This window comes from Dyadobacter fanqingshengii (assembly GCF_023822005.2).
Classification (GTDB): Bacteria; Bacteroidota; Bacteroidia; order Cytophagales; family Spirosomataceae; genus Dyadobacter; species Dyadobacter fanqingshengii.
In genome coordinates this window covers 4,461,808-4,486,272 of record NZ_CP098806.1, presented here as the reverse complement: position 1 = coordinate 4,486,272, position 24,465 = coordinate 4,461,808, and the positions used below count along the sequence as shown (strand labels likewise).

General features: G+C 44.4%; 26 protein-coding genes. 13 read left to right on the top strand and 13 right to left on the bottom strand.

Going from position 1 to position 24,465, the window contains the following annotated elements:
• Positions 1-154: 154 nt before the first annotated feature.
• From NFI81_RS18635 to NFI81_RS18625, 3 genes are all read left to right on the top strand, one after another.
• A complete protein-coding gene (locus NFI81_RS18635; RefSeq protein ID WP_234610976.1) occupies positions 155-826 on the top strand; it encodes a succinate dehydrogenase cytochrome b subunit in 672 nt (223 codons plus the stop codon).
• A gap of 61 nt (positions 827-887) precedes the next feature.
• A complete protein-coding gene (locus tag NFI81_RS18630; RefSeq protein ID WP_234610977.1) occupies positions 888-2,876 on the top strand; it encodes a fumarate reductase/succinate dehydrogenase flavoprotein subunit in 1,989 nt (662 codons plus the stop codon).
• Positions 2,877-2,991: 115 nt separating this feature from the next.
• A complete protein-coding gene (locus NFI81_RS18625) occupies positions 2,992-3,744 on the top strand; it encodes a succinate dehydrogenase/fumarate reductase iron-sulfur subunit (RefSeq protein ID WP_234611596.1) in 753 nt (250 codons plus the stop codon).
• 2 nt (positions 3,745-3,746) lie between these two features.
• Here NFI81_RS18625 and NFI81_RS18620 read toward each other — a convergent pair whose 3' ends face one another.
• From NFI81_RS18620 to NFI81_RS18600, 5 genes are all read right to left on the bottom strand, one after another.
• Positions 3,747-5,399, bottom strand: a complete 1,653-nt coding sequence (locus NFI81_RS18620) for a hypothetical protein (protein ID WP_234610978.1) — start codon at positions 5,397-5,399, stop codon at positions 3,747-3,749.
• A 160-nt stretch (positions 5,400-5,559) separates the two neighbouring features.
• Entirely contained in the window at positions 5,560-6,180 is a 621-nt protein-coding gene (locus NFI81_RS18615; RefSeq protein WP_234610979.1) for an OmpH/Skp family outer membrane protein, read from the bottom strand.
• A 96-nt stretch (positions 6,181-6,276) separates the two neighbouring features.
• Entirely contained in the window at positions 6,277-6,636 is a 360-nt protein-coding gene (locus tag NFI81_RS18610) for a hypothetical protein (RefSeq protein WP_234610980.1), read from the bottom strand.
• 11 nt (positions 6,637-6,647) lie between these two features.
• The gene (locus tag NFI81_RS18605) at positions 6,648-9,095 is read right to left on the bottom strand and encodes a penicillin acylase family protein (RefSeq protein ID WP_234610981.1); all 2,448 of its coding nucleotides are present in this window, start codon (positions 9,093-9,095) and stop codon (positions 6,648-6,650) included.
• A gap of 42 nt (positions 9,096-9,137) precedes the next feature.
• Positions 9,138-9,866, bottom strand: a complete 729-nt coding sequence (locus NFI81_RS18600; RefSeq protein WP_234610982.1) for a copper homeostasis protein CutC — start codon at positions 9,864-9,866, stop codon at positions 9,138-9,140.
• A 132-nt stretch (positions 9,867-9,998) separates the two neighbouring features.
• Here NFI81_RS18600 and NFI81_RS18595 point away from each other — a divergent pair, with 132 nt between their 5' ends.
• The 4 genes from NFI81_RS18595 (at position 9,999) to NFI81_RS18580 (ending at position 11,863) form a co-directional block, all read left to right on the top strand.
• On the top strand, positions 9,999-10,295 hold the full coding sequence (locus NFI81_RS18595; RefSeq protein ID WP_234610983.1) for a type II toxin-antitoxin system HigB family toxin: 297 nt from the start codon (positions 9,999-10,001) through the stop codon (positions 10,293-10,295).
• Between the two features lie 5 nt (positions 10,296-10,300).
• The gene (locus NFI81_RS18590; protein WP_234610984.1) at positions 10,301-10,678 is read left to right on the top strand and encodes a helix-turn-helix domain-containing protein; all 378 of its coding nucleotides are present in this window, start codon (positions 10,301-10,303) and stop codon (positions 10,676-10,678) included.
• Between the two features lie 159 nt (positions 10,679-10,837).
• Positions 10,838-11,059, top strand: a complete 222-nt coding sequence (locus NFI81_RS18585) for a DUF2795 domain-containing protein (protein WP_013927448.1) — start codon at positions 10,838-10,840, stop codon at positions 11,057-11,059.
• Between the two features lie 150 nt (positions 11,060-11,209).
• Complete coding sequence (locus NFI81_RS18580) at positions 11,210-11,863, top strand: AlbA family DNA-binding domain-containing protein (protein WP_234610985.1); 654 nt, start codon at positions 11,210-11,212, stop codon at positions 11,861-11,863.
• A gap of 78 nt (positions 11,864-11,941) precedes the next feature.
• Here NFI81_RS18580 and NFI81_RS18575 read toward each other — a convergent pair whose 3' ends face one another.
• Together NFI81_RS18575 and NFI81_RS18570 are read right to left on the bottom strand one after the other, a co-directional pair.
• Positions 11,942-12,295 carry a DUF3127 domain-containing protein gene (locus NFI81_RS18575; protein WP_234610986.1) on the bottom strand — a complete coding sequence of 118 codons (354 nt, stop codon included), beginning with the start codon at positions 12,293-12,295 and terminating at the stop codon, positions 11,942-11,944.
• Between the two features lie 81 nt (positions 12,296-12,376).
• Entirely contained in the window at positions 12,377-13,516 is a 1,140-nt protein-coding gene (locus NFI81_RS18570; protein WP_234610987.1) for a cystathionine gamma-synthase, read from the bottom strand.
• An 86-nt stretch (positions 13,517-13,602) separates the two neighbouring features.
• Between NFI81_RS18570 and NFI81_RS18565 the strand changes: the two genes are divergently transcribed.
• The 5 genes from NFI81_RS18565 (at position 13,603) to NFI81_RS18545 (ending at position 18,385) form a co-directional block, all read left to right on the top strand.
• Positions 13,603-14,286 (top strand): TVP38/TMEM64 family protein, encoded by a 684-nt coding sequence (locus NFI81_RS18565; protein ID WP_234610988.1) that lies wholly within the window; start codon positions 13,603-13,605, stop codon positions 14,284-14,286.
• Between the two features lie 128 nt (positions 14,287-14,414).
• A complete protein-coding gene (locus tag NFI81_RS18560; protein WP_234610989.1) occupies positions 14,415-15,998 on the top strand; it encodes a sodium:solute symporter family protein in 1,584 nt (527 codons plus the stop codon).
• Between the two features lie 21 nt (positions 15,999-16,019).
• The gene (locus NFI81_RS18555) at positions 16,020-16,991 is read left to right on the top strand and encodes a dihydrodipicolinate synthase family protein (RefSeq protein ID WP_234610990.1); all 972 of its coding nucleotides are present in this window, start codon (positions 16,020-16,022) and stop codon (positions 16,989-16,991) included.
• A gap of 29 nt (positions 16,992-17,020) precedes the next feature.
• Positions 17,021-17,353: an RNA polymerase sigma factor gene (locus tag NFI81_RS18550; RefSeq protein WP_234610991.1), complete on the top strand. Its 333-nt coding sequence runs from the start codon at positions 17,021-17,023 to the stop codon at positions 17,351-17,353.
• A gap of 156 nt (positions 17,354-17,509) precedes the next feature.
• On the top strand, positions 17,510-18,385 hold the full coding sequence (locus tag NFI81_RS18545) for an AraC family transcriptional regulator (protein ID WP_234610992.1): 876 nt from the start codon (positions 17,510-17,512) through the stop codon (positions 18,383-18,385).
• Between the two features lie 3 nt (positions 18,386-18,388).
• Here the strand turns inward: NFI81_RS18545 and NFI81_RS18540 are convergent, their stop codons facing one another.
• From NFI81_RS18540 to prfB, 6 genes are all read right to left on the bottom strand, one after another.
• A complete protein-coding gene (locus tag NFI81_RS18540) occupies positions 18,389-18,823 on the bottom strand; it encodes a DoxX family protein (RefSeq protein ID WP_234610993.1) in 435 nt (144 codons plus the stop codon).
• An 80-nt stretch (positions 18,824-18,903) separates the two neighbouring features.
• Positions 18,904-20,193 (bottom strand): MFS transporter, encoded by a 1,290-nt coding sequence (locus tag NFI81_RS18535; RefSeq protein WP_234610994.1) that lies wholly within the window; start codon positions 20,191-20,193, stop codon positions 18,904-18,906.
• Positions 20,194-20,216: 23 nt separating this feature from the next.
• Positions 20,217-21,005 (bottom strand): alpha/beta fold hydrolase, encoded by a 789-nt coding sequence (locus tag NFI81_RS18530; protein WP_234610995.1) that lies wholly within the window; start codon positions 21,003-21,005, stop codon positions 20,217-20,219.
• The gene (locus NFI81_RS18525; protein WP_234610996.1) at positions 21,005-21,391 is read right to left on the bottom strand and encodes a type II toxin-antitoxin system VapC family toxin; all 387 of its coding nucleotides are present in this window, start codon (positions 21,389-21,391) and stop codon (positions 21,005-21,007) included. Before NFI81_RS18525 ends, NFI81_RS18530 begins: the two co-directional genes overlap by 1 nt.
• A complete protein-coding gene (gene vapB, locus NFI81_RS18520) occupies positions 21,388-21,600 on the bottom strand; it encodes a type II toxin-antitoxin system VapB family antitoxin (RefSeq protein ID WP_234610997.1) in 213 nt (70 codons plus the stop codon). The genes NFI81_RS18525 and vapB overlap by 4 nt, the downstream gene beginning before the upstream one ends.
• A gap of 101 nt (positions 21,601-21,701) precedes the next feature.
• Positions 21,702-22,776, bottom strand: a protein-coding gene (gene prfB / locus NFI81_RS18515; protein WP_234610998.1) for a peptide chain release factor 2 whose coding sequence is annotated in 2 segments (ribosomal slippage) — positions 21,702-22,715 and positions 22,717-22,776 — 1,074 coding nt in all. Because the reading frame shifts where the segments join, the coding sequence is not laid out codon by codon here.
• A gap of 221 nt (positions 22,777-22,997) precedes the next feature.
• On the opposite strand from prfB, the gene lpdA reads away from it, so the two are divergent.
• Positions 22,998-24,395, top strand: coding sequence for a dihydrolipoyl dehydrogenase (lpdA, locus tag NFI81_RS18510; protein ID WP_234610999.1), 1,398 nt, complete (start codon positions 22,998-23,000; stop codon positions 24,393-24,395).
• Positions 24,396-24,465 lie beyond the last annotated feature (70 nt).

The window sequence follows — 24,465 nt, the reverse complement described above, 5'->3', positions numbered from 1 at the left end:
CTCTTGTGACTAACTAATTCTTCATAATGATTATAAATAATAAGCCGCTTTACAAAAATGGACAGGTTTTTTTGCCTTGCATGGGTTTGTGACATACCTTTGAAAGGTTCTAAATATACCTAATTTTTTCGCACTAAAACGATTCGTTTTTGATATGTCGTGGTTTTCACAAACGTTAACGAGCTCCATTGGTAAGAAACTTCTGATGGCTCTTACCGGATTATTTTTGATAAGCTTTCTGGTGATTCATGCCACAATTAATGCCATGATTTTTTATAATGATGGAGGGGAGACCTTTACACATTGGGGGCATTTTATGGGTACAAACCCTATTATTCGTACACTTGAGATCGGGTTGGTCGCCGGATTTATTCTTCACATTGCGGATGGTTTGATTCTTTGGAAAAACAATACAGAGGCTCGTCCCATCAAGTATGCTGTTAACAATCCATCTGCGAACAGCACGTGGTATTCCAGGAGTATGGGGTTGCTTGGTACGTTGTTGCTGATTTTCCTGGTTATTCACACTTCCCATTTCTGGATTCCTAACCGTTCCAACCAGTTTGCCACAGGCGAAGAGCTAAATCTGTATCAGATGATGCTGGATATTTTCCAGAACCCGATCGTGGTACTAATTTACGTTTTGGGTTGTATTTCGCTGTTCTGGCATTTGTTGCATGGTTTTAAAAGTGCGTTCCAGACATTGGGTTTGAATCACATCAAATACAATGGTGCGATCAATTTCCTGGGAACGGCTTTTTCAATTGTTATCCCAATTCTATTCGCACTCATGCCGATCTCGATTTATCTGGGATGGGTCAACTAAATGCTGCAAATGGCCGCAGCTGTTTTCAATTTAACTTTTTGATTTAAATAACATTCAATATATGGCAACTTCATCTAGTCTGGATGCCAAAATACCACAGGGGCCGATTGAAACAAAATGGAGTAAATACAAGTCTTCGGTTCCGCTTGTAAACCCTGCCAATAAACGTAGTCTTGAAATTATTGTAGTAGGAACAGGTCTTGCAGGCGCTTCGGCTGCTGCAACGCTTGCTGAAATGGGTTATAAGGTCAAAGCATTCTGTTTTCAGGATTCCCCACGCCGTGCGCACTCTATTGCCGCCCAGGGAGGGATTAATGCTGCAAAAAATTATCAGAATGATGGGGATTCGATTTACCGTCTTTTCTACGATACGATTAAAGGAGGTGATTACCGTTCGAGAGAGGGGAATGTACACCGTCTTGCGGAGGTTTCCGGTAACATTATAGATCAATGTGTTGCAGCAGGGGTTCCTTTTGCACGTGAATATGGTGGTTTGCTTTCCAACCGGTCTTTCGGGGGAACGCAGGTGCAGCGTACTTTTTATGCTGCGGGACAAACTGGCCAGCAATTGCTGCTGGGTGCATACTCAGGATTGCAGCGTCAGGTGGGAATGGGAACGGTGAAGATGTACAACCGTCACGAAATGCTTGATGTGGTGAATATCGATGGCAAATGCCGCGGTATTATTGCGAGAAATCTTATTACAGGCGAAATAGAACGTCACGGCGGTCATGCAGTGTTGCTTTGTACAGGTGGTTATGGAAACGTATTTTACCTGTCGACCAATGCAATGGGCAGCAACGTCACCGCTGCATGGAAAGCGCACAAACGCGGCGCATATTTTGGTAACCCTTGTTTTACACAAATTCACCCGACCTGTATCCCTGTTTCGGGCGAGCACCAGTCGAAGCTGACTTTGATGTCCGAATCACTTCGTAATGACGGCCGGATATGGGTGCCGAAAGCAAAAAATGATACGCGTCCGGGGAATGAAATCCCTGAGGAAGAAAGAGATTACTACCTGGAACGTCGTTACCCTGCATTCGGTAACCTGGTTCCCCGTGATATCGCTTCCCGTGCTGCCAAAGAAAGATGCGATGCCGGATATGGTGTGGGATCGTCTAAACTGGCGGTTTTCCTTGACTTCGCCGCTGCGGTGGAACGTTATGGAAGAGGAGAAGCCAATAAAAACAACATTGTAAATGCTTCTAAAGAAGACATTACGATTTGGGGTAAAGCTGTTGTAAAAGAAAAATATGGCAACCTTTTCGATATGTATAAGCAAATCACGGGCGAAGATCCGTATGAGGTGCCTATGCGTATCTATCCTGCGGTGCATTACACTATGGGAGGACTTTGGGTTGATTATAATTTAATGACCACAGTACCAGGCTTGTATGCTTTGGGAGAAGCTAATTTCTCTGATCACGGTGCAAACCGCCTCGGCGCTTCTGCGCTAATGCAGGGACTTGCTGACGGATATTTTGTAATTCCTTATACAATCGGGTCTTACCTATCCAAGGAAATTGGCACAGGTAAAATACCAACTGATCATCCGGAATTTGTAAGGGTTGAAAAAGAAGTGAAGAATCGTATCGACACCTTGATGTCGATCCAGGGGAAAACATCTCCTGAATTGTTCCATCGCCGCCTGGGTAAGATCATGTGGGATAAATGCGGAATGGCGCGCAATGAGCAGGGTTTGAAAGAAGCGATCATTGAAATACGGGAACTTCGTAAAGAATTCTGGAGAGATGTGAAAGTGATGGGCAACACGAACGAGTTTAACCCGGAACTGGACAAAGCAGGGCGCGTTGCCGATTTTATTGAACTTGGTGAGTTAATGTGCATCGATGCACTTACCCGTGCAGAATCATGCGGTGGCCACTTCCGCGAAGAACACCAGACGGAAGAGGGAGAAGCATTACGTGATGATGAAAACTTCATGTTTGTGTCTGCGTGGGAACATAAAGCGCAGGAGGAATGGGAGCTTCACAAAGAGGAGCTGATTTATGAGAATATCAAAATTGCCCAAAGAAGTTATAAATAATAGCCGTTGGCTGTCGGCATTCGGCCATTGGCTGTTTGCAGCTGGCTATCAGCTTGTTTCAATATTATTGGTTAATTATTAACCGTTAACTATTACAACAATGAGTGCAGGTAACATGCATATTAAGCTTAAAGTCTGGAGACAAAGCAATAGCAATACAAAAGGAGATTTCGAAAATTACAGTCTGGACAACGTTTCTCCGGATATGTCTTTTCTGGAAATGTTTGATGTCCTGAACGAGCAACTGATCGAGGAGGGCAAAGAGCCGGTAGCATTTGACCACGATTGCCGCGAAGGCATTTGCGGAATGTGTTCCATGTATATCAACGGGAGGGCACACGGACCGCTAAAAGGCGTTACGACCTGTCAGTTACACATGCGTTCGTTCAGTGATGGAGATACGATCGTTGTAGAGCCGTGGAGAGCTCAGGCGTTCCCGGTGATCAAGGACCTTGTTGTTGACCGTGATGCTTTCGACAGGGTGATCTCTGCGGGAGGTTTTGTTTCGGTAAACACGGGTAACGCACAGGATGCGAATAGCCTTCCTATTCCGAAAGTAGCTGCGGACGAGGCGTTTGCAGCAGCAGCGTGTATCGCTTGCGGCGCTTGTGTTGCTGCCTGTAAGAACGCATCTGCAATGCTTTTTGTATCGGCAAAAATCTCGCAATTGGCATTGCTTCCGCAGGGACAAGCTGAGAGAACCATCCGTGCAGAGAAAATGGTTGCACAAATGGATGCAGAAGGATTTGGAAACTGTACGAACACCGGTGCGTGCTCTGCAGAATGTCCCAAAGAGATCGGGCAAGAGAACATTGCGCGGATGAACCGTGAATATATCGGCGCTAAGCTTTCTTCAACAGCAGTGTAACATTAAGGGGCATAAGCATCATTAAACCATCGAGAAGAAAGCCACGGCCTTACATTCTTCTCTATAACAATGGTGTCTTGAATGGAAATAAAACAAGTTTGATCAGGGAGATATACTGAAATGGTGTATCTCCCTTTTTGTATCCAATCATACGAAATACAAACCTCTCTCTCGGCAGTGTAAAACTGCCCGCCAGATCGAAAAAAATCGGAAAGCAGATTCCTCTTCTTTCGGACGGGAAATACGAAACTCCTACGATCTGATTTGAGCACCAGATAACATTCCTTGAATAAACCCAGACTATCGCGCCATTTTATCGCATACTTATTCTTCTTTTTGAGAATTTTCAGCGATGGAAGGCCCATGTCATTCTTATAATTACTTGAAATAAAAGTTTGCTGGATCAGTGCGTCGTCCGGTGACTTAATGCCCAGTTCTTTCAAAGCATTTATTCTCTGTTGAAATGGCGAATGTGTGGTTTGCGGGCTATTTAGTAAAGACAAATGATCGGCCGTTCTGACCGACTCGTATTCCAGCATTTCCGGATAGTAGCGCCAGAAAAAAAGTAACCACAAGCCTAAACAAGCAATACCGGCGACATGAAACCAAATTTTCAGCCGCTTGCGGGACAATTGCAGGAGCACCATATTATAGGTGGCAAGGACGCACAATGTTGATATAACCTTATACCTGTTTTCAACATAAGAGCCACGACCCAGGCTAATGGCAATGGCCGACAAAATTCCAAAAAGAAACACGCCAAGCAGGAACTGACAGGCTGGATCTTTTCTAAGTGCTGCTAATCCGGTTCTTGCAATACAAAAAGTGAATATCAGAACGAGCAGGACACCCGCAACGACCGGAATAAGTGAGGCGCCTTTTTCATGAATATCAAATGTGCCGCCAATTACTCCCAGGATAACTTCGGGCATCGCTGCCAGCCTTCCCGTAATGCTGGTATTTTCGGCGATCGGGAAACGGTAAGAATGAAAAAAGAGTAAAATGGAGCCTGTCCCCAGCACAGTGATAACCACGCATTGGACCACATTACGGCCGATTAAAGCGATCAATAATAGAACAACCCATATAAATGGTCCGGTGCCGCTGGCAAATGTTGTTATGAAAGCGAAAATGATCCCCATACATTGCCAGAAAACGCCATGCCTTGTCAGGAGCCAGATGGCCAGGCAGGCAAGTGACGTTACTCCTATGTTCTGAAGCGCGCTGGTGGCCCAAAGCAAGCTGCCCATATGCTGAAAATGAAGAGACAAGAGAATCACCGGGACAATGGACAGCGTGTTTTTACTGTATTTATAAGCTTCAACGCAAAAGATAACCGTGATCAAAAACAGGCTTATGCTTCCTAAGAAAATGAGGTGACGGAGATTGGTGCATCCAAACACATAATAATCGAGCAAAAGGATGAGCCGAGCGTACACGATCCGATGTTCATTGTGCTGGCGGAAAATGAAATGTATCTTTTCTTCTGTTGAATCGGTTCTCAGATATTGGATTATGAAATCCAGCAATGCATTGTAGTCGTCAATAAATGGAATGTCGAGTGCCGCTTCGAATATGAAAAATGACAACGTTGCTGCACAACAAATAGCAACCAAAAGCCAGATCAGCCGGGGATTTTTTAGAATTGCGGACATTACCTTTAATTTATAGCGAAGGGAAAATGCTATTTATCAAAATGGCATGGTCGAAGTCAATTCCGATTATTAATGGGCGGGTTTGAATTAGCCTAAGGGACATAAAAAAGCAGGCCGCTAAATGTTTAGCGGCCTGCTTTCATTTATGCCTCAATATCGCTTACTTCTTTTTAGTAGAATCAGCTTTCGATGTATTGCTTCCTTTATATTCTTTGTTCAAGCCGTCAAGGATTTTTTGTGTTACATCCAATGATGGATTAGCAAACAAAATTCCGCCGCCTAATGAGTAACCCAGAACATATTCAAAACCATTCTCTTTGTTATATTTCTCAATGTAAGAACGGATGTTTTTGTAAAGCTCCTCGTTTTTCTTAGCCTCTTCCTGGCCCAAAGCCTGTGCAGACTGATCGCGGTAAGCAACCAGATCCTGCTGTTTTTTCATCAATTGTGCCTCTGTGGAACGTGCTTGCTCGGGCGTCATTGTTTGTGCTCTTTGTTGAAAAAACTGAACTTCATTTTGCAATGAACGGCCTTTTGTATTCAACTCATTTTCAAGTTGGAAGTTTTTATTTTCCAGCTCTTTTCTTGTGTCTTTAAAGAATTCGTAGTTTTTCAACAAAGAATCAACCTGAACATATACGGTTTTACGACCTGCCACTACGCCACCATCTGCTGCTACACCTGCATCTCCCGAAGGCTTACCTGAAAAATGTAAAAAGAATAACACCGCCACAGCCAGTGAAAGCACGATGTTCCAAATTAACGAAGTATTGTTGTTCACGTTTTTTGAGTTTTGTTTTTTTAACGAGCCGCAAAGATAATAATTTGTGTTTAAGTACAATGAATATCAGGCCCTGTGTGACATTTACACCAAGTTTTATAATGATATGCCTCTTGGCGGAGCCGAAATGAATATCCTGCGGACCAACAGCCCGGATAATCCCGCTAATCCGCCCGTTAAACCGCCCACTAATGCGGAAATCAACAAGAGGACAATGCCATTTGGCAAAGAAAATATTCCCGCAATCCGGTCGGACATCGCTCCATCGGAAAGAAAATGAAGATAAAAGCCGTAGGCCATCCAGAGCAGTGCGATTGCGGCAAAACCAGTCCAAAACGCATTGGATGCGTTGGTTTGCCTGATCAGAAAAACCAGAAACGGAACGATGGCGACAACCCACCACGGGGCGACTATTTGCAGTAATGCGGTGATCAGTAATATGATAAGGAAATTCATTATTGCGAATGTTAAGGTTTTTGGAGCTTCACACTGGATGTCATGCGCGGGTGCTTTTGGGCTGGTTCGAGCAGGTAAACAAGCTCATTAAGCTCCCCGTTTTCCCATTTTTTTAACAAATTCAGGTAGTAAGGACTCCCCGGGTTTCCCGATTGCCCGCCCGGATAAATGCCGTAGGCTCTTGGCACCGGCCCCAGTTCAACCACCATACGCCAGGAAGGCCCGTTTCGCTTGGTAATAGCGTTGACAATGCTCCGGCCGCCCCCCACTTTCAAAGCTGGCGCATTGAACGGTTTCAGGCTCCTGCTCAGATGCCTGATTTCGGTTCCCTTCACTTGTGCCCATTGCCACGACTGGCTCATTGGCCCGTGCCGGGTGGTTAATGTATCAAGTGCGGCTTTGAAACTGGCTGCGGTGAGGTCGGCCAGCGTTTCTTTTTCCGGTGTGGTAACATTATCGAACCATTTTTTATTTGGCTGATTCAAAATCATATACAACGTTCGGTCGCGCGTGGGAAATTCCATGTTTTCGCCAAACTCATCATTCCAGATCTTTGCCTGCAATAAAGGCATCCATTCTTCAAAAATGGAGGTGGCGACTGATTCAGATGTATTCTGGTAGTTCCAGTTGGCCAACGTAATGGCAGCGGCTTTTTGAGCAGGCGTTAATGTTGTCGATTTTAATGTTTCCAATAATTTGGGCAAAATGTTTCTTGCCAAAACACTGAAATTGTCGTTTTGTAACATTCTCAAACTATCAGCATTTGCACGGTTCATGGACGTGAGGCGCTCATTGATGCGCACGCCGCGTTCCGTGGGCGCAAAAACCCAGTTGATAAAATAAGGATAGGAAGGATCGGTGGAAGACTGATTGGCACTGCTGACAAAACCTCTTTTCGGGTTCTTAACATAAGGATTTTGCGCAGCGGGGATCCAGCCTTGCCAGTCATCCGCCGCTTTCGTGCCATCCAGGACAAATTTCCCCTGACCCTTATATTTCAAAGGCAGTTTGCCATTGACTGTAAGCGCAATGTTCTTGCTGTTATCTGCAAAGACGAAGTTTTGCGCCGGGCCAACATAATAGGTAAGGGCCTTTCGGTAATCCTCATAATTTTTGGCCTTATTCAGCGCATGGAATGTCAGGAAGCTGTTTCCAGCCTCGTGCCCGATCCATTTTACTGCTAATTCAGGATATTTTCCGGAGCTGTTATCCGTTTCCGTAACCGGCCCGTGGTGTGTGTAGATGACCTCTTCCTGGTTGGGATCTTTTTGTCCCTTAACAATGATACTTTCAATGCGTTTTTTCGTCGGTTTCCATTGATTATCATGCCAATACTGCGTTCTGGATTCGTCTTTGAATTTGATTTTATATAGGTCAAAAACGTCAGCGTCCGTATTGGTAACACCCCAGGCCACGTGCTGGTTAAAGCCAATAATCACACTCGGAATGCCTGGAAGCGAAACGCCATACACATTCATGGAAGGGGAATGTAGCTGAACTTGATACCAAATGGACGGCAGCGTCAGTTCAAGGTGCGGGTCATTGGCGAGAATAGGATAGCCGGTAATTGATTTTTCAGCGCTTACTGCCCAGTTATTGCTGCCGATTCCTTCCGGTTTGGGCTCTCTTTGCATTAGTGCGGCCGGCGTTTTTTTTAAATATGCTAAACTGTCTCCGGTCTTTAGTGTTTTGGGGCGCTTAGGGATTGCCAATGGCTTAAAATCCCAATCCGTGCCAGCAGGGATCACCGGGCTTTCCTGGAACATGGGATAATCCGGGAACAGGTCATTGACTACTTTTTCGCCATAGGTTTTCAGAACATTGCTCATATTGAGCTCATTAGATCGCCCGGCCAATGTTAATGTCATCTGTTCCAGCATGTACATGGTGTTGATCGGCTGCCATGCTTCCGGTTTGTAACCCAGCAATTTGAATTCTATCGGATAATCTTTTGGCGAAAGCTGATCTATATATGCATTAATGCCTGCGGTGTAGCCGAGCAGTGCTTCGCGAGAATGTGGGTCTTGCATCGCTACTTTTATGTTGGCTTCGGCACCATAGCCCATTCCTAAGCGGCGACTCTGCTGGTCCAGCTGCAATGTTGCTTCACCCAGCACTTCGGAAAGTCGCCCTGACGCGGCACGAATCTGTAAATCCATTTGCCAAAGCCTGTCTTTTGCCGTTACGAAGCCCTGCGCGTAAAAAAGGTCAAAGTCGTTTTTGGCAAAAATATGCGGAACACCCACGTCATCGAACCGGATTGTGATCTCTTCTTTTAGTCCGTTGAGTTTGAGAATTGTTTCACCATCTTTTTCAATGACTTTGTCGCCATTTTGTCCAAATCCCGTAAACGGACTTAAAAACGGGCCCAACGCCGGGGCCGGGCCGAGCGGCCTACTAAGGAAATAAACAAGGCAAATTGTTGCAGCGAGTGAAACAAAAGCTTTAAAATACTTCATAAAAGGAGAGTTGGGTGACGCAATTTTAAAAGCCGCGCGCCATCACGAAACTACTTGCACAATAGCCTCAACCAGTGCCAGATCAGCATACATCACGGAATGTTCGTCGGGCACGCCTCCGGCCATCGAAATGTCTGCCGGGAAATATTTTTGTCTGCCCGGACGGAATGCTTTGGCAGTCAAATGCAGTGAATGCACGCCAGCTGCTGCCAATTGGGCCGCATTATTATGGTTAACGCCGCCGCCAGCCATGATCTCAATGGAATCGCCCGCTTCTTTTGAAAGTTGCTCCAATAACGTAATGCCCTCAACCGCTGCAGGCTTCTGGCCGGAAGTCAGGATGCGTTCTGCGCCTGTTTCGATCACTGCTTTTAACGCTTTGATTGGGTCAGGCGTAAGGTCGAACGCGCGGTGGAAAGTTACTTTCATGGGGTAAGCATATTCTACGAGTGCCTTCGTACGGGCGATATCAACCTGGCCATCACTGGTCAAAATGCCTAGTACAACACCATTTGCGCCCAATTTTTTGGCCAGATCAATATCTTTGCGCATGATTTCTTCTTCAAAAACATCGTAAACAAAATCTCCGCCCCGAGGACGGATCATGACGAAAAGATCAATGTCTATATGTTGTCTGACTACTTCAATCAAACCTGCGCTTGGCGTAGTTCCGCCTTCGCCCAGTCCGCCGCATAATTCAATCCTCCCCGCGCCGCCGGCCTGTGCATTGATACAAGATTCCAACGAATAAGCGCAAACTTCAATAGTCATGTCCCTGCTTTTATAATGATCGTGAAAATTACAAAAAGGTTTTCAGGATTGAAGGACCAGAATTTGTCTTGACCATAAATATTACCATATTTGTATAGTTATTACCAATTTGGGAATTTTAATGGTGTGCCTGTGAGAATTATTACAAAAGGAACATTGAGAGTGTTTTGGGAGAAATATCCGGACGCGGAGCAAGAACTTAAATATTGGCATGAAAAGATAAGGAACGCAAGCTATTCTTCACCAAATGAGGTGATTGCTGAAAATCCAAAGAGCGATACGGTGGGAAATAATAGGATCGTATTCAACATCTGCCATAACAAATACAGACTGATCGTATTATTTAGATATAATTTGCAATGGGCGTTTATACGCTTTCTCGGCACGCATAAGGAATACGATCAGATTAATGATATTAAAAATATTTAACGTTCATGAAATCAATACAACAAATTAAGTCCGAGCTAAAACCGATTCATTCGGATGAGGATTATAAGGTTTATCTCAAAGTCATAGATTCGTTGGTTGACTGTGAAGAAAACAGCCCTGAGGAAGAATTGTTAGAATTGATCTCCATTATAGTGGAGGATTATGAGTCTGTTCACTTCGCGATTGAGCCTCCCGACCCGGTTGAGGCCATCAAGCTAAAAATGGAAGAGAACGGGTTGAAGAAAAAAGATTTGGTGGACTATTTTGGAAGTGCAAGTCGGGTGTCCGAAGTGTTAAACCGCAAAAGGCCGCTAACCTTGGAAATGATTCGTAGAATACATAAAGGTCTCGGCATATCGGCTGCAACTTTATTGGCTTCGTGAATATTGTAACCGGCTGACATTTAGGCTATTATTTCAGTGGGTGAAATTATATTTTGGGGGAAGCAATTATTTTTCTTTTTTTTCGCTTTAAGCTTTTAAAAGATGTCAAATTTTTTACTTTTGCAGAAAAGTAAGTAACTATTAATAGGCGAAAATATTATGTACTGGACTCTTGAACTCGCGTCGTATCTTGAAGATGCTCCCTGGCCAGCTACCAAAGACGAGCTAATTGACTTTGCAATCAGAACAGGCGCTCCGTTAGAAGTAGTTGAAAACCTACAGGAGCTTGAAGATGATGGTCAGCCTTATGAAAGCATTGAAGAAATTTGGCCCGATTATCCCACAAAAGATGATTTCTTTTTCAACGAAGATGAATACTAGATAAAGAAGACGGCACCTTACCAGTGCCGTTTTTTTTATGATTATGAGTGAAATATTTACGAAATCCGGCGCATATTATTTTTTTAATCTGACAAAAGGAATGTAAATTGTTAGCGTTATCATAGTTCAGATATCTATCCATTCCAACCGATGGAGCTTCGATTGTTGAAAGAGTTGGTTAAGAAAGGTGAGGGTGAACATGTGGAATTCAAATTGAAGTCCAATCACCCAGAAAAGATTGTCCGTGAAGTTGTCGCATTTGCCAACTCCGGTGGTGGAAAACTCTTCGTCGGGGTGGGAGACGACAAAACGATAAAAGGCCTCAAAGATGCGGAGGAAGATGAGTACACGCTCACGAAGGCCATCGACAAATACATTTATCCCAAAATCAGTTACAGAAAAGAAAGGATCCCGGTAAGTCCGGACCGCGATGTGTTGGTGCTAACCATTAACAGAAGCATTGACAAGCCACATTATGTGGTGGACGACACCGGAAACCGCCAGGCTTACATTCGTGTGGATGACAAGTCAATCCAGGCGAGCAGGGAAATGAAGGAAATTATGCGCCGGGGAAGAGGCGAGCGCGACATTCGCTTTCAGTATGGCGATAAGGAGCAGAAATTAATGAAGCTTTTGGATGAGAAAGAATCAATTACCGTCGATCTTTTTGCAACATTTGCCGGCATCCCTCGCAAAATAGCCTCCAATACACTTGTAGTAATGGTGCTTGCACGAATTTTGGAAGTGCACCCACAGGAAATGATCGACAAGTTTACAATGTCGATGGCCTATCAATCCAATTAGCTTAAAAAATAGAAATTCCCGGCTCTGCGTGTGTTTTGTGTGAAACAGAATTCGCTAAGCCGGGAATTATCATGTCAATTAGAAAGGAAGATCGTCCGACTCGTCCTCGCTGAATGTTGTAACCGGTGGCAATGGCTGCCCTCCTGAGTTTGAGCTTGGATTGCCGGTTCCTGCTTTATCGATTTTCCATGCTTTCACTTCAGTATACCAGCGGGAATTGTATTCGCGGCTTTCTACGTCAATGGATGCAGTCACCGAATCGTTTATCTGGAGATTGGTCTGATCAATTTTATCGCCCCAAAGCGCTATACAAACCTTTTTTGGATATTGCGAAGGGATTTCAAGAATGAATTCCTGCTTGCGCCAAGCCCCGTTCTTGCCCTGGCCTGTTACTTCGGGAAGCAAAGCGATGACCGTTCCTGTTAATTCCATTACAATTATATTTTAGTGCCTGAAAAAAATGTGATGTCAAAAGTAAGGTTTTTGAACCTTGATTGCAAAGCAAACCGAAACCTATCCAATGGCCTGTTCCAGATCGGCGATCAGGTCTTCCACGTCTTCAATTCCTACGCTAAGACGTATTAATGTGTCTTTCAGGCCTGTTTTGAGCCTTTCTTCTTTTGGAATACTCGCGTGCGTCATGCTCGCAGGATGCGTACAAAGTGATTCGACGCCGCCTAGGGATTCGCCCAGAGAAAAAACTTCCAGATTTTCCATCACACGCACGGCTTCTTCGTAAACATCGCCTTTTAATTCAAAAGATAACATGCCGCCATAACCACGCATTTGCCTGCCGGCAAGTTCGAAAGACGGGTGAGAAGGCAGGCCGGGATAATAAACTTTCGCAACTTTTGGATGCGCTTCGAGCCATTTGGCCACTTCCAGCGCATTCTCGCAATGTCTTTGCATGCGGATATGCAATGTTTTTATCCCTCGCAAAACTAAAAAACAATCCTGCGGACCCGGAACCGCGCCGCTAGCATTTTGAATGAATGCCAATTGCTTTGCGAGTTCATCATCGTTGGTTATTAGCGCGCCCATAACTGTGTCTGAATGTCCGCCTAGATATTTCGTCACCGAATGCATCACAACATCCGCACCGATATCCAATGGATTTTGCAAATAGGGCGATGCAAATGTGTTATCTACAATGCTATGAATGCCCTTTTCCTTGCAAATGCTTGTAATGGCCCTGATATCAACAATTTTCAGCAGCGGATTAGTAGGCGTTTCGATCCAGATCATTTTGGTTTTCTGGGAAATCGCAGCTTCAACATTGGCCAGATCACTCATATCCACAAACTTGAAAACCATTCCAAATGGCTCGTAAATCCGCTTCATAATGCGGTAAGTGCCTCCGTAAATGTCGTTGGTTGCTATAATTTCGTCGCCGGGCTTGTAAAGTTTCAGAACTGCGTCGGTGGCTGCTAGTCCGGAAGCATAGCAAATGCCGTGTTTGCCATTTTCCAATGCTGCCAATGCTTTTTGCAATGCGGTTCGCGTGGGATTATGCGTTCGGGAATATTCATAACCCTTGTGCTTGCCCGGGCTTTCCTGCACGTAGGTGGACGTTTGGTAAATGGGCGTCATGATAGCGCCGGTGGTCGGGTCCGGCTCCACGCCGGCATGTATAGCTTTCGTTGCGAATTTCATATTGATCAAGATTAGGAAAAACCTTTTAACCAAACAAGTCGTTATCACTTTACGCGGAATGAAGTAAAATTTTAAACGTAAAAACATTGGAGACTTCCTCCCCCAAAAAGTTATCATTACCCGTCGTCGTAAGCATTTTACTGACTGTGGTTCCGCTTGTTACGACTTCCATCGTTACTGCGTGGGCAGTTGGTCACGAAAGCCAGTTACGCAGCTGGCCTTTTGAATGGTGGGTTGTGGCTACGCTGATATTAACATTGGCCTCATCTGTTGCCCTAACACCCCCCACATTTCTTGCATTGGTTTACGGATATTTTCTGGGCTGGACCGCATTGCCATTGCTTTTTGGACTGAATTTGGGGGCCATTGCCATCATTTACGTTTCAGCCAATTTTTTGCACGCATCTTCTATTCGCGGCTATCTGATCCAGGTTTACCCGCAGGTGAACACTTTGTTGCGCAGATTTTACCAAAATGAATTAAGGCTGATATTTTTTGCCAAACTCTCACCCGTTTTGCCGTTCGCCATCACCAATCTTTTTTTCGCGATGGCTGGTGCTCGGTTCAAACAAGTGCTGGCTGGCGGAACATTAGGAATGATTCCCCGGACGGTTTTGGCCGTTTGGGCAGGTCGTGAAGCCCGCGACATTCGTTATTTGTTGGAACACCCCAATGAAGGTTTGGCGACTAAAATCATCTTGATCCTGCTCATTATCGTCTCAACGATCGGCATCGGCTATTTCTTCAAGGACAAAAAGATAGTAGAATAATCACATCCTGAATTTCAATAGTCGGACTCCTTTGGTAATATCGTACAATAATAGGGTATAAAACCATATAAAAGCAGCGGTTTGATCCTGTTTCTTTGTGGTAAAGTTATAATTGTCCGAAAAGTTTAATGAAATCCTTACCATTCATCGATCTGGTTATTGTTATTGCCTATCTGGTCGGGATGGTTGGTGTTGGCATTTATTTTTCAAGAAATAACACCAGTGCGGATCAGTTTACGAAGGCTTCGGGAAAAATTCCGGGCTGGGCGATCGGGATTTCCATTTATGCCACTTTTTTAAGCAGTAACACATTCCTGGGCGTTCCCGGAAAGGCTTATGGAAGCAATTGGAATTCATTCGTTTTCAGCTTGTCCATGCCATTTGCGGCTTGGGTCGCGACCAAGTTTTTTATTCCTTTTTATCGAAACACAGGTGCGGTTTCTGCTTACACGCATTTGGAAGAGCGTTTTGGGCCATGGGCACGAACTTATGCCGTCGTTTGCTTTCTGCTTACACAATTGGCCCGAATGGGTTCCATCTTTTTTGGGATCGCATTAAGTCTCCAAGCACTTACAGGTTACCCTATGTCGACGATCATGATCGTTGTCGGCATTTGCATTGTGCTTTATACGGTGATGGGCGGAATGGAGGCGGTTATCTGGACGGAGGTTGTGCAGGGGGTGATCAAAACAGTTGGCGCATTCGTCATTCTTTATCTGGTGGTTTCCGGGATGGAAGGCGGATTACCAAAAATCATGGAAATCGGTAAGGCAAATGATAAATTCAGCTTGGGCAGTTTCGCTCCCGATTTTACGCAAGCGTCGTTTTGGGTGGTGTTGCTATACGGATTTTTTATGAACCTGAACAATTTTGGCATGGACCAGAATTACGTTCAGCGATATCATACAACCTCGTCGATCAAAGAGGCAGCCAGCTCTGTTTGGCTCTGCGTTTATCTTTATTTGCCTGTTTCGCTGATATTCTTTTTACTCGGTTCCTGTCTTTACGCTTATTATCAAAGCAATCCCGAGCTGCTTAACATTGTAAGGATGCAGGTGGCAACGGAAAGATTGCCAAACGGCTCATCCCAGGCTATTGCCCAATTGGCTTCCACATTGACGCCAGCCGATTATGGAGATAAAGTGATGCCGCATTTTATGGTTACAAAAGTCCCCGTGGGGTTGCTTGGGCTCATTATTGCTGCGATTATGTCTGCCGCAATGAGTACGATCAGTTCTGGGATGAATGCTTCGGCAACGGTTTTCTCTGTGGATATTTATCAAAAATATATCAAATCAAATCTTTCACAGAAGGAGTCATTAAGGCTGCTATACATTGCTACGACGGTTTTCGGACTGCTGGGAATGATCACAGGAATCGCCATGATCGGGGTGAAAAGTGTGCTGGATGTGTGGTGGATGCTTTCGGGGATTTTCGCGGGCGGAATGCTGGGGTTATTTTTGCTGGGCATTGTTTCAAGGTCAACTAAAAATACCGAAGCGCTTACTGCCACATTGATCGGGATTGTGGTCATTATCTGGATGACCTTTTCTTCGCAACTCCCGGACAAATACGAATATCTGCGCAATCCGCTACACCAGAACATGATCATGGTCGTAGGCACGCTTACGATTTTTTTGACGGGAATGCTCTTGACGAAGTTAAAAGGCAAAACGCAGCCGGAAGAAGAAGTTTTGGCAAACAAACACTAACACCATTCTGACACAACCCATATGAACTACGCAACACCCTCCTCTAACTCTTTACCCCAGGGATTTATTCCCGTTATGTTAACCCCGTTTCTGAAATCAGGAGCGGTGGATTATGTTGGATTAAGAGCATTAACCGACTTTTACCTGGAAGCAGGCGCGACCGGCTTGTTTGCCAATTGTTTGTCCAGCGAAATGTTCGAACTATCCGAGCAGGAGCGGTTAGATGTGACGCAGACGGTTGTGGACCAGGTTGCTGGCCGTGTGCCCGTGGTTGCGACCGGAACATTTCCAGGCAGTGTGACAGAGCAGGCAGCATTTACAAAACGTATATTCGAGACCGGTGTGCAGGCTGTTATTGTGATCACCGGTCTTATGGCCGGGGAAACAGAAACAGATGAAGTTTTTACAGACCGCGTCCTAGAATTGATATCGCTCACCGAAGGCGTTCCTTTGGGGTTATATGAATGTCCGATTCCATACAAAAGGCTCATTAATAGTGAGATACTGCAAACTTTGATGGCAACAGGCCGGATTGTTTATCATAAGGATACGAGTCTTGACCTGGAAGAAGTGAAGCGCCGCATCGCAGTGGCGGATGGGCACAAGTTTGGGCTTTACGATGCATATATGGTTAATGCGGTGTCATCGCTTCGGGCCGGGGCGGCTGGTTTGTCCTGCATTCAGGGGAATATTTTTCCTGAGCTTGTGGTTTGGATCTGTGATCATTACAATGATCCCAAGGTTGAAAATGAGCTTGCTGAGGTGCAGCAGTTTCTCGAAGACTCCATGGAAATCATCCATTCAGCTTATCCGACAATTGCCAAGTACAGCCTTCGACGTCGCGGTTTCCCGATCTCTACTTACACAAGAAGAGAAGTAGACACGTTAACCCCGGAATTGCAGGACCAAATGGACCAGCTGCTGGAAGATGTTGACCGGATCCAGACGGAATTGGGCATTACGAGCATTTTTAGAAAGAATCTGGTTAAGTAAAAGCCATTTCTACCCTTACGATTAAAGCTATGAATTTTCCAAATCAACAAATTCTTTATCAAATCAAACAAGGAGATGAGGCTGCTTTCACGCAACTTTGCTCATACTTTTATTTTCCCGCTGTGAAGTTCTGCGCGGTGCTTTTGAAAGATGAGAAAGAGGCTGAAACGATTACGGAGAGCGTTTTTGCTAAAATCTGGGATGAGCGCGTTGACATTGAAACGGAAGACAATTTTCAGACTTACCTATTCATGAATCTGAAAAGCGAGATTTTTGGGCAGATGAACCGATACAAAGATCCGGCATCCAAGGAAATGTTTTTAAACAAGATCCATTCATTTAGCGATAGTCAACGCCTTTGAGGTTCAACTGAAAAGTAACTTTTGATAAACTTAAACGATTGCTGGATTTCATATAACTATTTCAAAGTTTTTGGGATAAACGTAGATAGATATTTCAGTAATTCTCTTTTTAAATGGAACGTTGGCAATTAAAAGTTGTCGAAATGATATTTAAAAATGAAACCGCATTTTCACAAGGTTCCGATTGCATCCCGGACGTCTTTCAGTATCCGTCACGATAAGGACTCCGGCTTCGGCACAGTATGGCATTACCATCCCGAATTAGAACTTCATTATCTGATCAAAGGGACCGGAGTGCGGTTTATTGGTGATAATATCAGCAACTTTTCGGATGGGGAGTTGATCTTATTGGGTGAAAATCTGCCGCATACGTGGCGCGTTGAAGAAGGCATGAGTAATACGGCCGTGGAAGTGATCATCATTCACTTTTTGCCCAATTGCCTGGGAAGTGAGTTGCTGCTTTTGCCGGAAGCCTATCAAATTCCCAAATTGTATGAAAAAGCTAGACGCGGACTGCTGATCAATGGAAAAGCCAAAGAAGGAATTATTCCATTAATGAAAGCAGCAGTGAATGCGCAAAACCTCGACCGGTTAATTGCATTACTTTCTATTTTGAAGATTCTGGCAGAAGCCAGTGATTTGGAAACCATTGCGTCGGCACATGCATTCTACAAATCCAATGATTCGGAAACGCTTCGATTGAATAAAATCTACGCTTACACACTATCGAATTACCGAAACGACATTTCATTGCAAGACGTGGCGTCCATTGCAAATCTTGGTATAACCTCCTTTTGCCGGTATTTTAAGCTGATGACAAAGAAAACCTACAACGACTTTCTTGTGGAAATCCGCATTAGCCAGGCTTGCCGGTTTTTAATTGAAGATAAACTAGCGACGGAGGTGATTTGCTTTGAGTGCGGTTTCAACAATGTTTCCAATTTTTACCGGCATTTCAAAAAGGTTACCGACATGACGCCATTGGAATACAAAAGAAGATATTTGTATAAAACCGCACCCGAGCTGATCTGAGGTTTAATTGTCGTGATTTTTCATCCATTCATCCATTGAAAACCGGCCGGAACCTACAATGGCGAAAGTGACGACCAGGATCAATGTGATCATCGAAAGCCAAAGTTCGGAGTTCAGATAGGAGAAGCCTGTGCGAAAATTGACAAAAAATACGGCGACAAGCAATATTGGAATTTGGATGATCGCGGAAATGCGCGTAAGGCACCCGAGCGCAATCAGAAATCCTCCGAAAATATGTGCGAAAGCTACGTAATGCACCGAGGCAACCGTATACAAATGAAGATCAAGCCCGGTTACCAGCTTTGATAAGCGCGTGGTGTCGCTGATAAAGCTGATGCCTTTAACAAATAGAAACACTCCCAAAGCAATGCGAACTATATCCAGCCAGGCCGGATGATGCGTATCGCCCCAATGCTCGATTCGATTCATCATGTTCATAACTTCTAAAAGTTTTGGTTTTCAGAAAGTTATACATTTGAATGGATTATGTCAAGAGATAATTTATCTTTTCCAAGACCCTAATCAATCAATGATGTGTGTTTTGTATCCTTCATTTTGAAATAAATAATCAGGGAGATAAAGATACAGGCTGTCACATACCAGTAATAATAACTTTCGTGACCCAGGTTCTTGGCCCACAGCGCTAGATATTCAGCCGTCCCACCAAATATGGCAACCGTAATAGAGTAGGGAAGTCCCACGCCAAGCGCCCGAACTTCAACCGGAAAGAGCTCTGCTTTCACAACAGCATTGATGGAAGTGTAACCGCTGACAATGATCAGCGCCGCCATAAGAAGCCCAAATGCCGCCCACATGTTCGTAGTATGACTTAATGTGCTTAAAAGTGGATAAGTAAAAATGGTTCCGAGCACACCAAAGGCAATGAGCAATGGTCTCCGGCCCACTTTATCACTGATGGCGCCAAAGACGGGTTGCAAGCAAGCGAAGATCAGTAACGAGCAGAATGTCAGGATCGTAGATTGGTATTTTGTCAAACCCACCGTGTTGACCAGAAATTTCTGCATGTACGTTGTGTACGTGTAGAATGCGAGTGTGCCTCCCATTGTTAACCCGATCACGACCATGATCGCTCTCGGATGTTTCAGAAGTTCTTTCATCGAGCCCTCTTTCCTTACAGCTGAATCTTTTGCAATAAAGGCCTCTGTTTCATTTAAATGCGTTCTTAGATAAAGGGCGACGAGCGATAACATGGCTCCGAAAACAAACGGAATCCGCCATCCCCAATCATGCATTTGCTGATCGGTCAGAAAAATATTTTGCAGGATCAATTGCAAACCTAATGCAAGCAACTGGCCGCCGATTAATGTTACATATTGAAAGCTTGAATAGAAACCGCGTCTCTCCTTGGTGGCAACCTCGCTCAAATACGTGGCAGATGTGCCATATTCCCCGCCCACGCTGAGGCCTTGTAAAAGTCGGGCAATAAGAAGGAAAATAGGAGCGGCAATGCCAATGCTGTTGTAACCGGGCAGAAATGCAATGAGCAGCGAGCCGAACGACATTAATAGAACGGACAAGGTCATGGCTTCTTTCCGTCCTTTTGTATCGGCCAGTTTGCCAAAAATATACCCGCCGATCGGGCGCATTAGAAAACCTACGGCGAATATTCCGGCTGTGTTAATGAGTTGGACAGTTGGGTTGGAATCCGGGAAAAATGTGTTGGCAAAATAAAGGGAGAATGCGGAGTATGCGTACCAGTCGTACCATTCAACTAAATTTCCGGCTGAACCTCCCATAATGGCCCTGAGGCGCCAGTTCGTATCATTTTTTGGTAAAACTTGCTGCATATAACGGATTTAGACTGCTCAATTTACTTAAATAAAGCACAAATCCACGATGCCGCATGCTCCACGAGCTTCGTATGGCCGCTTTTCAATGTAATATACTGATGTGCAGGAAGAAGTGCCGCCAATTTCCTGACGCTCACCGGTTTCAGCAACGTATCAAATTCACCAACAAAGAGATAAATTTTAATGTTGCTAGCCAATGCCAGCCGGTGTAAAGCAGGAATGTCAAAACGAAGATTGCGGAAATTGACCCAGGAATCGTAAATCGTTTGCCTCTTCTCAGGCGTATTGAGCACTTGCTGGACGAATCTGTGCAAGCTGGAATGGATCAGGCCAGCCTGTTTTAATGCATTTGCAACAATGAAAAATGGTTCAGGCTTTTGCATAGACCATTGAAAAAGCCGCCTGGTAAGCCAAAACCGTGTCGCAAAGCCATAAAGTGGATGTTCTGAAACGCCGTCAGGAGCGATTAGGAAGGCGTTTTCAATGCTATCAGCAAACAATTCCAATGTAGCCAAAGCAAATCGCCCACCCATACTGAAACCGGCGACATCGAATTTTTCAATGTGATTTTGCGCAATAAAATCGAGGATAATGCTTCGCCAAAGTTCTTTGGTCACCAACTCGTTCGGTAGGAAATTACTTTTTCCATGAAAAAATAAATCAAATGCATAAATGGTATAATGCTCACTCAAATGGGCTTCGAAAGGCTGGAAACAATCAACTCCATTCTGGCCTATTCCATGAAAAGCCAATAAAGTTTTCGGGCCATGTCCGAGTTTTTGGTAATGAAGGTTGTTTGAAGCCCGCATTACCAAAGAACATTAAAGGGGTGATATAGCGGGAAGTTCGGATCTTTCGTCACAATCCAAAATTGCTCCGTTATTGCTTGCGCTACAATGATGCGATCAAAGGGATCTTTATGAAAGAATTCTAACTGACTTACTTGTAAAACGTGTGCAATTGAAATTTGAAGGACTTCGATATCGGATTTGATAAGATCTGATAAAAATATATCTAGCGGTTTTTGAAGATATAATTTACCTAAGCTGATTTTAATCGCCATTTCCCATAAAGAGGCAATGCTCACATATTTTTTATTTTCTGTATTTTCGATTGCTTGCAACGCCTTTGCGGACAAGTTCGCGTCGCCTTCAAAAAACCAGATTAGTGTGTGTGTATCTAAAATTATATTCAAGGCATATATTCTTTAAAGTCGTCCAAAGGCTCATCGAAATCAGGACTCATTTTAAAAGTGCCTTTCATCATACCAAATTTTAAGGGTGTTTTTGGCGAACCTTCGTTATGGAGATATTTGCTGATTAAAAAATCAACATAATCAGAAACTTCCTCTTTTAAATTTTCAGGAAGTACTGATACTTTTTTCATTAGTTCTGTTTCGGTCATACTTCTTCACATTTCACAGTAAGTTATCAAAAATAAAAAAAACCTCCAAGCGAATCCAATAATGTGGACGTTGCCAGGAGGTTTTTTGCGCATGGAAATGATTAGGATTCCATCAAATATGCCTTGATAAAATCATTGATTTCACCATTTAAAACGGCATCTGTGTTGGAGGTCTGGTGATCGGTTCTGTGGTCTTTGACGCGGCGGTCATCGAGCACGTAACTGCGGATCTGTGAGCCCCATTCGATTTTTCGTTTGGATGCTTCCACTTCTGCGCGAGCAGAATTCCGTTTTTCCAACTCAATCTGGTAAAGTCGCGACTTCAAAAGCCTGATCGCCACTTCTTTATTCATTAATTGTGAACGTTCCTGCTGACAGGCGATGACAATTCCCGAGGGCTTATGGTGCAAACGCACCGCCGTTTCTACCTTGTTCACATTCTGGCCACCTGCTCCCCCTGAACGATAAGTGTCCCAGGTAATGTCTGCCAGGTTAACGTCAATTTCAATGTTGTCGTCGGCCAGCGGATACACATAAACAGAGGTAAACGAAGTATGCCTTCTTGCATTGGAATCAAAAGGTGAAATGCGGACCAGCCTGTGAACGCCGTTTTCCGATTTCAAATTTCCGTAAGCATATTCGCCGTCGATTTCCAACGTAACTGACTTAACACCAGCCACATCGCCATCCTGCAAATCCACTTCCCGGACTTTGTAACCATTTTTCTCCGCCCACATAATGTACATGCGCATAAGCATGGACGCCCAGTCCTGCGACTCCGTTCCGCCCGCTCCTGCATTGATCTCAATAACAGCCGGCAGTTCGTCGCCTTCTTCACCCATCATCTTCCGGAATTCGACTTCTTCCAGCTTATTGGAGAGCTTTTCGCCTTCCTCATCTACTTCTTCTTCCGTCGCCTCATCAGCTTCATAAAACTCCCAGATCGTGTCCAGATCATCGCGCAAGCTCGATAACTCTTCATATCCGTTTGTCCAGAATTTTAATCCACGGATTTCCCGCATTGTTTTTTCGGCCCTGGTTGAATCGTTCCAGAACTCCGGTTGAACGGTCTGCTGTTCAAGGTCTTCTAGTTGTTTTTTTCGGTTATCGTAGTCAAAGATACCTCCCCAAAGCCTCTACACGGGCCTTCAAGTCTTTCAATTGCTCTGCAGTCATTTGAATTTTTTGAATTTAAGTTGAAAAATAGTCCAGGCTGCTTGGCAGCCTCTTTGCTTATTTGTCAGCGGCTGACAATGTGGACAAAGGTATAACAATTAGCAATAACCCTCAGTTTCATGGCAAATAGGAGCTAATGTACATGTAGTCTTTCCGGCAAATCGTCTTAACTTTGCAGGAAATTTTTGTCAACCCATTTCGTACAATAAAAATACCGGAAAATGGCTCAAGCATATGATGTGATAGTAATTGGCAGCGGCCCGGGAGGTTATCCCGCAGCTATTCGTGCTTCCCAATTAGGACTTAAAGTAGCAATTGTTGAAAAGGAAAGTTTAGGTGGAATATGCCTTAACTGGGGCTGTATTCCTACCAAAGCGCTTTTGAAAAGTGCCCAGGTTTTTGAATATATTAAGCATGCAAAAGATTATGGGATCAATGTGGGTGAATCTGCTGCGGATTTTGGCGCAGTGATCCAGCGTAGCCGTGGCGTTGCGGATACCATGAGCAAAGGGGTGTCGTTCCTGATGAAAAAGAACAAGATCGACGTCCTTATGGGAACTGGCAAAGTAAAAGGCCAAAAAACAGTTGCAGTTACGGACAAAGACGGTAAAACAACGGATTATACAGCTGGTAAAGGCGTTATCATTGCAACCGGCGCACGTGCCCGTGAATTACCGAATATCAAAATCGACGGTCAGAAAGTCATTGAATACCGCAAGGCAATGAGTCTTGAAAAGCAGCCAGCGTCTTTATTGGTGGTTGGATCGGGTGCAATTGGAATGGAATTCGCTTACGTATATGCTTCAATGGGCACTAAGGTGACTGTTGTTGAATTCTTGCCAAACCTTGTTCCGGTTGAAGACGAGGACATTTCAAAAGAAATTGCCAAGCAATACAAAAAACTGGGCATCGAAACTTACGTCAATTCGACGGTTGAGACGGTTGATGTTTCTGGAAACGGTTGTAAAGTTTCTGTTAAGACGCCGGATGGACAAAAATCATTTGAAGTGGATGTAGTGCTTTCCGCCGCGGGAATCGTTGCAAACCTTGAAAACATTGGTCTTGAAGAAACAGGAATTAAAACAGATAAGGGTAAAATCACTGTAAACGAATGGTATGAAACCAGCGTTCCAGGATTTTACGCGATCGGAGACTGCACCCCTGGCCCTGCTTTGGCACACGTTGCTACGGCTGAAGGGATTATCTGTGCAGAGAAAATTGCAGGACATAAAACAGAGGCTTTAGATTACGGAAACATTCCGGGATGTACTTACTGCCAACCTGAAATTGCGTCTGTTGGATTTACAGAAAAGAAAGCAAAAGAAGCTGGATACGACATTAAAGTGGGTAAATTTCCTTTCAAAGCGTCTGGTAAGGCGGTTGGAGCTGGCGTTACCGATGGTTTTGTTAAAGTTATTTTCGATGCCAAATATGGCGAATTCCTCGGCGCTCACATGATTGGAGCCAATGTTACCGAAATGATCGCTGAGGTTGTTGTAGCCCGCAAACTGGAAACTACATCTCACGAGATCATGCGCGCGATCCATCCGCACCCAACGATGTCAGAAGCATTGAAAGGGGCAACGGAAGCGGCTTACGGTGAAGCGATTGATTTGTAAGCATTAAATAAGTTATTACTTGAAATAAGGGTATTCATTGATTTGAATGCCCTTATTTTTTGCTATTTAT

Coding starts and splice junctions, on each gene's coding strand:
- NFI81_RS18635 (WP_234610976.1), top strand. CDS start 155: ATGTCGTGGTTTTCACAAACGTTAACGAGCTCCATTGGTAAGAAACTT.
- NFI81_RS18630 (WP_234610977.1), top strand. CDS start 888: ATGGCAACTTCATCTAGTCTGGATGCCAAAATACCACAGGGGCCGATT.
- NFI81_RS18625 (WP_234611596.1), top strand. CDS start 2,992: ATGCATATTAAGCTTAAAGTCTGGAGACAAAGCAATAGCAATACAAAA.
- NFI81_RS18620 (WP_234610978.1), bottom strand. CDS start 5,399: ATGTCCGCAATTCTAAAAAATCCCCGGCTGATCTGGCTTTTGGTTGCT.
- NFI81_RS18610 (WP_234610980.1), bottom strand. CDS start 6,636: ATGAATTTCCTTATCATATTACTGATCACCGCATTACTGCAAATAGTC.
- NFI81_RS18605 (WP_234610981.1), bottom strand. CDS start 9,095: ATGAAGTATTTTAAAGCTTTTGTTTCACTCGCTGCAACAATTTGCCTT.
- NFI81_RS18600 (WP_234610982.1), bottom strand. CDS start 9,866: ATGACTATTGAAGTTTGCGCTTATTCGTTGGAATCTTGTATCAATGCA.
- NFI81_RS18590 (WP_234610984.1), top strand. CDS start 10,301: ATGAAATCAATACAACAAATTAAGTCCGAGCTAAAACCGATTCATTCG.
- NFI81_RS18585 (WP_013927448.1), top strand. CDS start 10,838: ATGTACTGGACTCTTGAACTCGCGTCGTATCTTGAAGATGCTCCCTGG.
- NFI81_RS18580 (WP_234610985.1), top strand. CDS start 11,210: ATGGAGCTTCGATTGTTGAAAGAGTTGGTTAAGAAAGGTGAGGGTGAA.
- NFI81_RS18575 (WP_234610986.1), bottom strand. CDS start 12,295: ATGGAATTAACAGGAACGGTCATCGCTTTGCTTCCCGAAGTAACAGGC.
- NFI81_RS18570 (WP_234610987.1), bottom strand. CDS start 13,516: ATGAAATTCGCAACGAAAGCTATACATGCCGGCGTGGAGCCGGACCCG.
- NFI81_RS18560 (WP_234610989.1), top strand. CDS start 14,415: ATGAAATCCTTACCATTCATCGATCTGGTTATTGTTATTGCCTATCTG.
- NFI81_RS18555 (WP_234610990.1), top strand. CDS start 16,020: ATGAACTACGCAACACCCTCCTCTAACTCTTTACCCCAGGGATTTATT.
- NFI81_RS18550 (WP_234610991.1), top strand. CDS start 17,021: ATGAATTTTCCAAATCAACAAATTCTTTATCAAATCAAACAAGGAGAT.
- NFI81_RS18545 (WP_234610992.1), top strand. CDS start 17,510: ATGAAACCGCATTTTCACAAGGTTCCGATTGCATCCCGGACGTCTTTC.
- NFI81_RS18540 (WP_234610993.1), bottom strand. CDS start 18,823: ATGAACATGATGAATCGAATCGAGCATTGGGGCGATACGCATCATCCG.
- NFI81_RS18535 (WP_234610994.1), bottom strand. CDS start 20,193: ATGCAGCAAGTTTTACCAAAAAATGATACGAACTGGCGCCTCAGGGCC.
- NFI81_RS18530 (WP_234610995.1), bottom strand. CDS start 21,005: ATGCGGGCTTCAAACAACCTTCATTACCAAAAACTCGGACATGGCCCG.
- vapB (WP_234610997.1), bottom strand. CDS start 21,600: ATGACCGAAACAGAACTAATGAAAAAAGTATCAGTACTTCCTGAAAAT.
- lpdA (WP_234610999.1), top strand. CDS start 22,998: ATGGCTCAAGCATATGATGTGATAGTAATTGGCAGCGGCCCGGGAGGT.